Source organism: Halobacillus sp., from assembly GCF_049282395.1.
Taxonomy (GTDB): Bacteria; Bacillota; Bacilli; order Bacillales; family Halobacillaceae; genus Halobacillus.
Genome location: NZ_JBAPTY010000152.1, coordinates 1 through 8114 on the forward strand (window position 1 = coordinate 1; position 8114 = coordinate 8114).

Consider the following 8114-nt stretch of genomic DNA (forward strand, 5'->3'; position numbering starts at 1 on the left):
GTTGTGAACGGATCCTTCTAAAAAAGAAAGATCCTCCTACTTAATCTGGATTAAATGCTTTTATGACAGGATTTACGGGTCTTCACACCCTGGGAATAGGTAGAAACCATATGGTCTAATGCCTCACACGGAGGTAATGTATAAAGTGATTTCGAGCTTCTGATTGGGCAAGGTCAGAGGGGGGATAATGAAGACTCCTGCGGGATGAACATGATCGGTGAGACCCCGGAGTGCTTTAGCTCGAGGAGGCTCAGCACATGCCCGCGGAACGCGAATTATCCCCCGCAGGACCTTTCCTCTCATAGAATATCTCGAAAGTGAGTCTTCCACTAACCGGCCCTATAGTTCCATAACCTTTAAATCATAAATCGTCAACTTAATTTATTAGACCAGTGAAGGATGTGTGAAGAGGGCGAGTCTTATCGGAGATTCGGGTGTATTAGGGCGACTTGTTAATTTTAAAGAATTTTGAAATAATTATGATTACAAATTTCCTATTAGGAAAATCGTCTCTTTATGTAATAGGTCATTCAGATCGAGGAGTAACGACTTTGTTAAAAAGGAAAGAAATTTAATTCCTGCCAGGGTATTATGCGTACATAAATTCATATAAATAGTAGTCGGATAGAAGGGAGTCACATCTATGGTGCTGGAGATGGAAAACGTATCTTTGAGACGAGGAGACAGATGGATTCTAAAAAATATTAATTGGCATATTGAAGAAGGACAGCACTGGGTCCTGTTGGGGCTGAACGGTTCTGGGAAAACGTTTATCCTTAATTTACTAAATGCGTACACCTTTGCAACAAAGGGCGAAGTTAATGTATTAGGTATGCAATTTGGGAAGACTTATCTTGCAGAACGACTGCGTAAACAGATTGGTTTTGTATCTTCAGCCATTCAGCAGAAGATTCACCAGGAAGATAATGCTTTTGAAGTGGTGCTGAGCGGAGCGTTTGCTTCCATAGGACTTTACGAAACCCCTACGGACGCCATGAGGCAGAAAGCTATTTCACTGCTTGAAGACCTGGGATGTATTGACTATGCCAATCGAAGCTATGAAACTCTTTCAAGCGGGGAAAAACAGCGGGTTTTAATTGCAAGAGCATTAATGGCGGATCCTTCTCTTCTAATTCTCGATGAACCCACTAATGGTCTGGATTTTATTGCACGCGAAAAATTACTAGAATCCATCGAAGAGATTGCAAAAAAACCAGGTGCTCCCACCATGATTTATGTGACTCATCATGTAGAAGAAATTCTTCCGGTTTTTCACAAAACTTTACTGCTTAAAGAAGGAGAAGTCTTCAACGCAGGAGACACAACTAAAATGGTTACCAGTGAGCAGCTTTCATCTTTTTTTGAATTGGACGTAGAATTGAGCTGGCAGAACTATCGTCCTTTTCTTTCTAGAGTACGAGGAACTTCCGGATGACCAACATGCAGATCCAGATATAAGCATTGGTGAGAAGGTCCCGATCTTCCAAGAATAAAAATACCCGTTCCCCGCTATCCAGTTTGCCCGTCTTTCTTATTTGTGTTAAATATAAGAATGGAATGCGTGGTATATCAAAATTTTATTCTTGAATAGCAGTTGAAAATATCCGTAAGCTCTTATATGATAATGATTATATACAGTTTCAGAGCTTTGATTTCCGTAGAGGAGTGATCAAATGTTAAAGGAATCGGACTTTCCCACAGATGAACTGAAAGAACAGTGGATAAAGGTGCGAAATAGAAAACTGGAAGAAATGGCTCAATATATCCAGCGCTACTTTCATCTTACTAAAGTCAGGGAGAATAAAAGCAGTTATGAAGTGCAAGGCTACTTCTTTCAGCCTGGCTTTGGCGAGGTAAGAATGGCGTTTGAATTCAGCTACGAAAATGTGGCTAAATTTACGGACTTATTTGATGAACCTATTGAAGAAAAAAGCTAAACGATGAAGATGAAATCCCGCTCTAATTTTTTTAGAGCGGGGTTTTTTATTAGGAGTTACGGTTCTTATAATCAAACGTTTTCAATTACTTTATTTTCAATATAATGTTAGGATAGAACCATTCAATGAGGAAGAGGTGGGAGTTTGAAAAAGCTTAAGCTTGGTAACAGCGAATTAGAAGTTGGGGAAATTTCTTTAGGCTGTATGAGGATTAATAAACTTGAAAAGAAAGATGCCCGATATGTGATTGAGAATGCGATGGATACAGGAGTCGATTTATTCGACCACGCAGATATTTACGGAGCTGGAGAATCCGAGTCTGTTTTTGCAGAGGCGATCGACATGAATGATGATGCTCGTGAAAAAATGAAGCTGCAGACAAAATGCGGCATTCGTGATGGATATTTTGATTTTTCCAAAGATCACATTCTTGAATCTGTTGAAGGCAGCCTGAAACGGCTGAAAACAGATTATGTAGACAGTTTATTACTGCACCGCCCGGATGCTTTGTTTGAGCCAGAAGAAGTGGCTGAAGCCTTCACTGTGTTAAAAGAAAGTGGGAAAGTACGCTATTTTGGTGTGAGTAATCAAAACCCGATGCAGATCGAACTATTGAAAAAGTATTTGAAGGAAGATTTAATTGTGAATCAGATGCAGTTAAGTGTGGTACATACACCCATGATTGATGCTGGGTTCAATGTGAATATGCAAAACGATCCAGCTGTTATGCGTGATGGCGGCGTCATAGAGTACTGTCGTTTACATGATATATCCGTCCAGGCCTGGTCCCCGTTTCAACACGGCATGATCGAGGGTCCCTTCGTTGGGAATAAGGAATTTCCGCAAGTCAATGCGAAGCTAAAAGAGTTGGCAGAAAAGTATGGAGTCACAGATTCAGCCATCGCCATTGCCTGGATTCTTCGCCATCCAGCTAATATTCAGCCTGTAGTAGGCACGATGAACGCAGAGCGTATGAGAAACATAGCAAAGGCTTCTGATATAGAATTGACCAGACAAGAATGGTATGAACTCTATACTGCAGCCGGGAATGAGCTGCCTTAATAGGATGTGTACAGATCAATGAAATAAGCGCTGTCTTATTTCATTTTTTCCTCTCACCCTCTACTTTTACTAGAGAATATGATCTTCTCAAAAGCTGAAACTAGAGTTTTTGAGGGAGTATCCGTTACGATGAAATAAATGACTAATTAAAGGTGAGTTGAAATAATGAACGATCGATTTGATGTTATCATTGTAGGAGCAAGAGTGGCCGGTTCAAGCCTTGCTATCCAACTAGGCAAGCTTGGGAAAAGCGTGTTACTCCTGGATAAAAACTCCTTTCCCAGCGATACACTTTCCACCCATCATATGTCGCATGTAGATTATTTAAAGAAGCTCGGTGTACTGGATAAGGTGGAATCGAAAGGTTTACGGCAAATTAACCGGATGCGTACATACATTGGGCAAAGTTTTGTCGAAGGACCCAGATCCTCTTACACGATTATTCCTAAACGCGATCATTTAGATCACATTCTTTTAGAAGAAGCGGAAAGATATAATGGTGTTTCCTTTCAACCATCTACCACTGTTCGCAAACTTCTATGGGAAGGTGATAAGGTGGCCGGAGTCTCTGTGGATCATAAACATGGAAATTCTTCTTATTATGGAGATTTAGTTGTAGGAGCGGATGGTAAGTACTCCAATATCGCAAAATGGACAGCGGCAGAGAAGTATTATAATCAAGGAGCGCTGCGGCCAGTTCTTTACGGGTATTATGAAGGGGTAGAGCCACTTGCCGAACCTGTCACAGAGATATTTCTACACGAAGGAAGGATTGGCTTTCTGTTTCCAATGGAGCAAGGAAGAGATTGTCTTGGTCTGGAAGTGCATCCAGGTGAATTTAAAACAATGATGAAGGATCCGCAGGCACACTTTGAATCCATGTATAAACAGCTTTATGGAATGGAGAAACGCTTAGCAGGAGCTTCTTTACAAGGGAAAATTATAGGCACCTCCGGCATGCCGAATTTCTTTAGACAGGCCTACGGTAAGGGGTGGGCGCTCATTGGGGATGCTGGCCACAGTAAAGATCCTAGTACAGGCCTTGGCATTAATGATGCATTTATGCAGGCTTTTCTTTTAGCGGAGTCTATTGAGCTTTATGAAGAAGGTGAAAGCTGGGAAGAAGTCATGAGAATCTTTCAGGAAAAGAGAGATGCCCAGCTGCTTCCCGGGTTCCAGTTAACTCTGAATTACATTCAAAGCTTACGAAGCTGGACGAGTAATGAAATGGCTTTGTTTCAAGCTATGGCGGCGAATCCAATGGTATGGAATAAGTTGGTTCCTAAAATCGCTGATCATTTAAAGGAAGACTCTGATGATATTCCGCTCTTACATCAATCGGTTGAACTCGAAGCTGGGCAATTTGGATTTGAGAAGGAAGTAAGAGAGGATAATTAATAATATGAGGTGATGCAGCAGTGAGCTGGACAAAAGATAAGGCTTATGAGAAGTTGCAGGAAATTTACACGGATAAAGTTATGCAGGATGAGAAGCGACGGATCTTTCAGCAAGTTTATAACCATTTGCATGAACACTTGGATGATCTTGCTGTTAAGTCGGGTTTAAAAGAGGAATCTCTGAAACAGTTGAAATTTTTTAAGGAATATACATTTATGCCTGGCGACAATTTGTTTCAGTCCATGCGTTATGTTTTTCTATTGGCTCGCGGGGAAAGAGAAAGGGAACCTCAAGAAACCAGTCAGCATCTGTCGCGAATTTACCGCGCTTTATTTCAACCGGCAGGACTTAAAAATCCTTATATTCCGGAATCCTTTTGGAAAACTCCGCTCGGTGTAGCTTGCTCCGTTGCTGAAGATGGTGTAGAGTCTGTTTATCCTGTTCTGGATGAAGTGATAGAAGCCGAAGCATTTGAAAGTCATTAAGTAAAGACGCCTTCTATGCGGAAGGCGTCTTCTTGTATGGGAAGAAGCTATAGTTGAAAAAACGTTCGGATTTGTCCAGCAATGCCCTGGTAGGACTGCAGTCCTTCTAAATTAGCTAACATTCCTTTTAGGATAGCCGGTCGTGGCTCCATTTTTTGTATTTCATCCAGTAGAACAGAAATGGTTACTTCAATGTCTCCATCTGATGACTCTCTTAATTGAACCAGGGTATCGATAATTTCATCTAGTTCATGATGGAAAAATTCTTTAGGAATAAGCCCGCTCATAAGTTCTTCAGTAATGACCGGCTGGTCTCCGCTATGTTTAAACCCGTCCACAATAAAATCCATTCGCCTCAGCATGGCGTGAGATAACTCTTCTACATCCATTTGGACGTTCTCAATAATAATTAAATCCAAGAATGCTTTAAAAATACCTTGAAGCAGAAGGCTTACTTCCCAGATAACTGAATCGATTTCTTTACCGTAAATGGAAAGCAGATGCCTTTTGTAAAACAAGTATGAATTGAAGCGCATTTGAGTAAGGAAAGCTTCTATGTTGTCATTAAAAGGGATTGCCTGTTCTCTGATCTGCATAATAATAAACTCTCTATGTTCGGCGATTTCCTGAAATGTGACGGTCATTTGTTTCATAAACTTAGCTCTTGGTTCCAAATCAAGGGACTGGATAGCATCCGTCTTTTTCTGTATATTTTGGAAGTAATAATTGAATATTTCCAGTAAGAGTGCATCTTTTGATTTGAAGTGTAAATAAAAAGCACCTTTTGAAATGCCGCATTCATTAGCAATTTCCTGAACGGAAGTGGAGCTAAATCCTTTTTTTGCAAATAACTTTATTGAGTGTTCAATGATGTGAATTGATTTTTGATCCATTTTCACTGCTCCTTGGCTGTTTGTGGGGGGTAACTGTATAGGAATTTGAGTAGTTTCGTCTGGAAATTATGACCGGTTCCTTAGACAATTGAGACAAGGCCTGTGAAATCTACGTTTAATTCTCCGATTAAAAAGAATCTTTCGTAGGGCCAATGACCAGTCGCCAACGATAGCTGGTCTATATGAAAGTTTGAACATGAAAGTACAAACCTTATTGGTAATACTTAATGATAACTATAAATATAGGCTGTCCGGATGATAGGATTAAAGGAACAGCCTTTCTGGTATTAGATTCTCCTGCATAGTCTTCTGTATCCCGACTTTATTCTAACGTATTTCTTTTCGAAAGTCTCCGTGTCTAGAAAGAGAGGTGTAAGGTATGGAAGGTTGCGGCCGCTTAAAGAAGTGCGTATAGAATTGATGAAAAAGCGGTGGCTGAACAAAGTGTTAAAGGTGATGGAAATATAGGTTCATCTGTTCTTTTATCTGCCTTACATACATTCGATGAAATCCAGGATTTTATGGTGGTAGAAAGAAATGATACCACTATAGAAGAGCTGAAGCAGCTGGGATTTATTAAGGCGGCAGCTATAGAGATTCATTAGCTGTTTGAAGACCTTGGAATGCGGATGAAATCTAGTATTCAGTCTTTACAATAAACCGAGGGTTTCTATTTGGAATTTTAGCGAACGGATAACTTTAATTATAACTAATAGTTTGTAAAACAGCTGTGTGATGCCAGTAAAAGTAAAAAGGTTAAAGTAGCTTAAACATTTTCTGTTAGAATAAGAACATCTCCAAATATTTTTTCGGATGTGTTCTATATCTATATTTGTGGAAAATTAATTATAATAGACATGGAGGTGGAAGAATGAATAATTATGAGATTACGATTGTGGGCGCGGGCTTCTCCGGGATCACAGCTGCCAATCGATTTTTAAAACAAGGAAGAAAAGATCTTCTGTTAGTCGATAAAAGCAAGAGTGTCGGAGGGCGTCTGGCAACAAGACGAGTAGCCGGAGGTAAAGCCGACCATGGGGCTCAATTTTTCACTGTAAGAACGAAGGAATTTGAAGAAGAGGTTGAAGGATGGCTTGATCAAGGTAGGATTAAGCGATGGTTTGGGGATGAGTACCCTCGTTATACAGCTGTAGACGGTATGAACAGCCTGGCTAAACACCTGGCTAAAGGCATTCCAACGTCACTACATACCACGGTGACCCGAATCGTCCAGAATACAAGTGGATTTCGCTTATACGATGAGAACGGGAATGAGTGGCAGTCAGAAAAAGTACTGCTGACTATGCCTGTTCCACAAATAATAGAACTGTTAAAAGACAGTGAAGTACGTGTGGATTCATCTGTATATAACCAGTTGAAGAAAGTTGTGTTTGAACCAACTTATGTAGGGATTTATAAGTTCAATCATCCTACAAACCTTCCTGAAAACGGTCATGTGGATACTGATCTTCCAGAAGGAATGGAACGAATGGTGGACCACGAGAAAAAAGGCATTTCAAAAGAAACCACAGTCAGTATCTATATGAAATCAGACTGGTCCAGGAAATACTACGGGGAAGACTATGTACTTTCTTTAATCAAAGAAAAGGCGGCTTCTTACTTAGATTGGAAAGACCTCGAGTCCGAACAGTTGAAACGCTGGCGTTACGCTCAGGCGAAAAATGTTGTTCAATCTTCCTTTTTAGATCTATCTGGTGAAGGCACACTTGTAGCTGCGGGAGATGCATTTCTTAGAGAAAATGATGAAGCCAAGCGTACCCGCCTGGAGAGTGCTTACTTATCAGGTAAAGATGCAGCTGCTTATTTCAGCTGGTAAGCCATGTGAATAATCATAAAAAAGACGGCACCTGCAAATTTGAGGTACCGTCTTTTTTATGATTGGATCTGTTAAACTTCCGAGTTGATTTTAAAGAAAAGCTCCCGTTTGTTGAAGACTCAGTTTCGAGATAACTCGGGTCCGTTACTCCATGTGGAAGAGGGCTGGTGGGGAAATAACTCGTCTTGTTCCATCACCCAGACCCTCGAGACATAAGCCGTTCATCAACGGACGGAAAGACCACCGTCCTTTTGATGCTCGGCTTATACTGGTCGTGTCTTTCGGGGTGATTCCACATTTGAATGGCCCTACACGACATAGGGTCGATCGACGTTGCCACAGGATGTGGCGACTTTAGTCGATCCTCCTTTTTAAGGTGAGCTTCCTCGCTCGTTTCACTCCCTGCGGGATCTCACCTAGTCCCTTCTCCCATGGGAGTCTCGCCATTTCCCCACCAACCCAACGCTAATTAGGTAAACGGACCCTTCTTTAGAAGTTCAGG

8 protein-coding genes are annotated in these 8114 nt (G+C 41.0%); 7 read left to right on the forward strand and 1 reads right to left on the reverse strand.

All coding sequences use genetic code 11. From position 1 onward, the window contains the following. The first annotated feature begins 643 nt into the window (after positions 1-643). The 5 genes from WAM07_RS06800 (at position 644) to WAM07_RS06820 (ending at position 4882) form a co-directional block, all read left to right on the forward strand. Positions 644-1435, forward strand: coding sequence for an ABC transporter ATP-binding protein (locus tag WAM07_RS06800; RefSeq protein WP_422165777.1), 792 nt, complete (start codon positions 644-646; stop codon positions 1433-1435). A 238-nt stretch (positions 1436-1673) separates the two neighbouring features. Continuing rightward, positions 1674-1937: a hypothetical protein gene (locus WAM07_RS06805; protein ID WP_224895731.1), complete on the forward strand. Its 264-nt coding sequence runs from the start codon at positions 1674-1676 to the stop codon at positions 1935-1937. A 144-nt stretch (positions 1938-2081) separates the two neighbouring features. Next, positions 2082-2999 carry an aldo/keto reductase gene (locus WAM07_RS06810; protein WP_422165778.1) on the forward strand — a complete coding sequence of 306 codons (918 nt, stop codon included), beginning with the start codon at positions 2082-2084 and terminating at the stop codon, positions 2997-2999. A gap of 165 nt (positions 3000-3164) precedes the next feature. Continuing rightward, positions 3165-4397, forward strand: coding sequence for an NAD(P)/FAD-dependent oxidoreductase (locus tag WAM07_RS06815; protein ID WP_422165779.1), 1233 nt, complete (start codon positions 3165-3167; stop codon positions 4395-4397). A 20-nt stretch (positions 4398-4417) separates the two neighbouring features. Next, positions 4418-4882, forward strand: a complete 465-nt coding sequence (locus WAM07_RS06820; RefSeq protein WP_014645016.1) for a hypothetical protein — start codon at positions 4418-4420, stop codon at positions 4880-4882. 47 nt (positions 4883-4929) lie between these two features. On the opposite strand, the gene WAM07_RS06825 is transcribed toward WAM07_RS06820, so the two are convergent. Next, positions 4930-5775, reverse strand: a complete 846-nt coding sequence (locus WAM07_RS06825; protein WP_422165780.1) for a TetR/AcrR family transcriptional regulator — start codon at positions 5773-5775, stop codon at positions 4930-4932. A gap of 431 nt (positions 5776-6206) precedes the next feature. On the opposite strand from WAM07_RS06825, the gene WAM07_RS06830 reads away from it, so the two are divergent. Beyond that, the gene (locus WAM07_RS06830) at positions 6207-6380 is read left to right on the forward strand and encodes a hypothetical protein (RefSeq protein ID WP_422165781.1); all 174 of its coding nucleotides are present in this window, start codon (positions 6207-6209) and stop codon (positions 6378-6380) included. Positions 6381-6646: 266 nt separating this feature from the next. After that, on the forward strand, positions 6647-7612 hold the full coding sequence (locus WAM07_RS06835) for an NAD(P)/FAD-dependent oxidoreductase (RefSeq protein ID WP_422165782.1): 966 nt from the start codon (positions 6647-6649) through the stop codon (positions 7610-7612). Positions 7613-8114 lie beyond the last annotated feature (502 nt).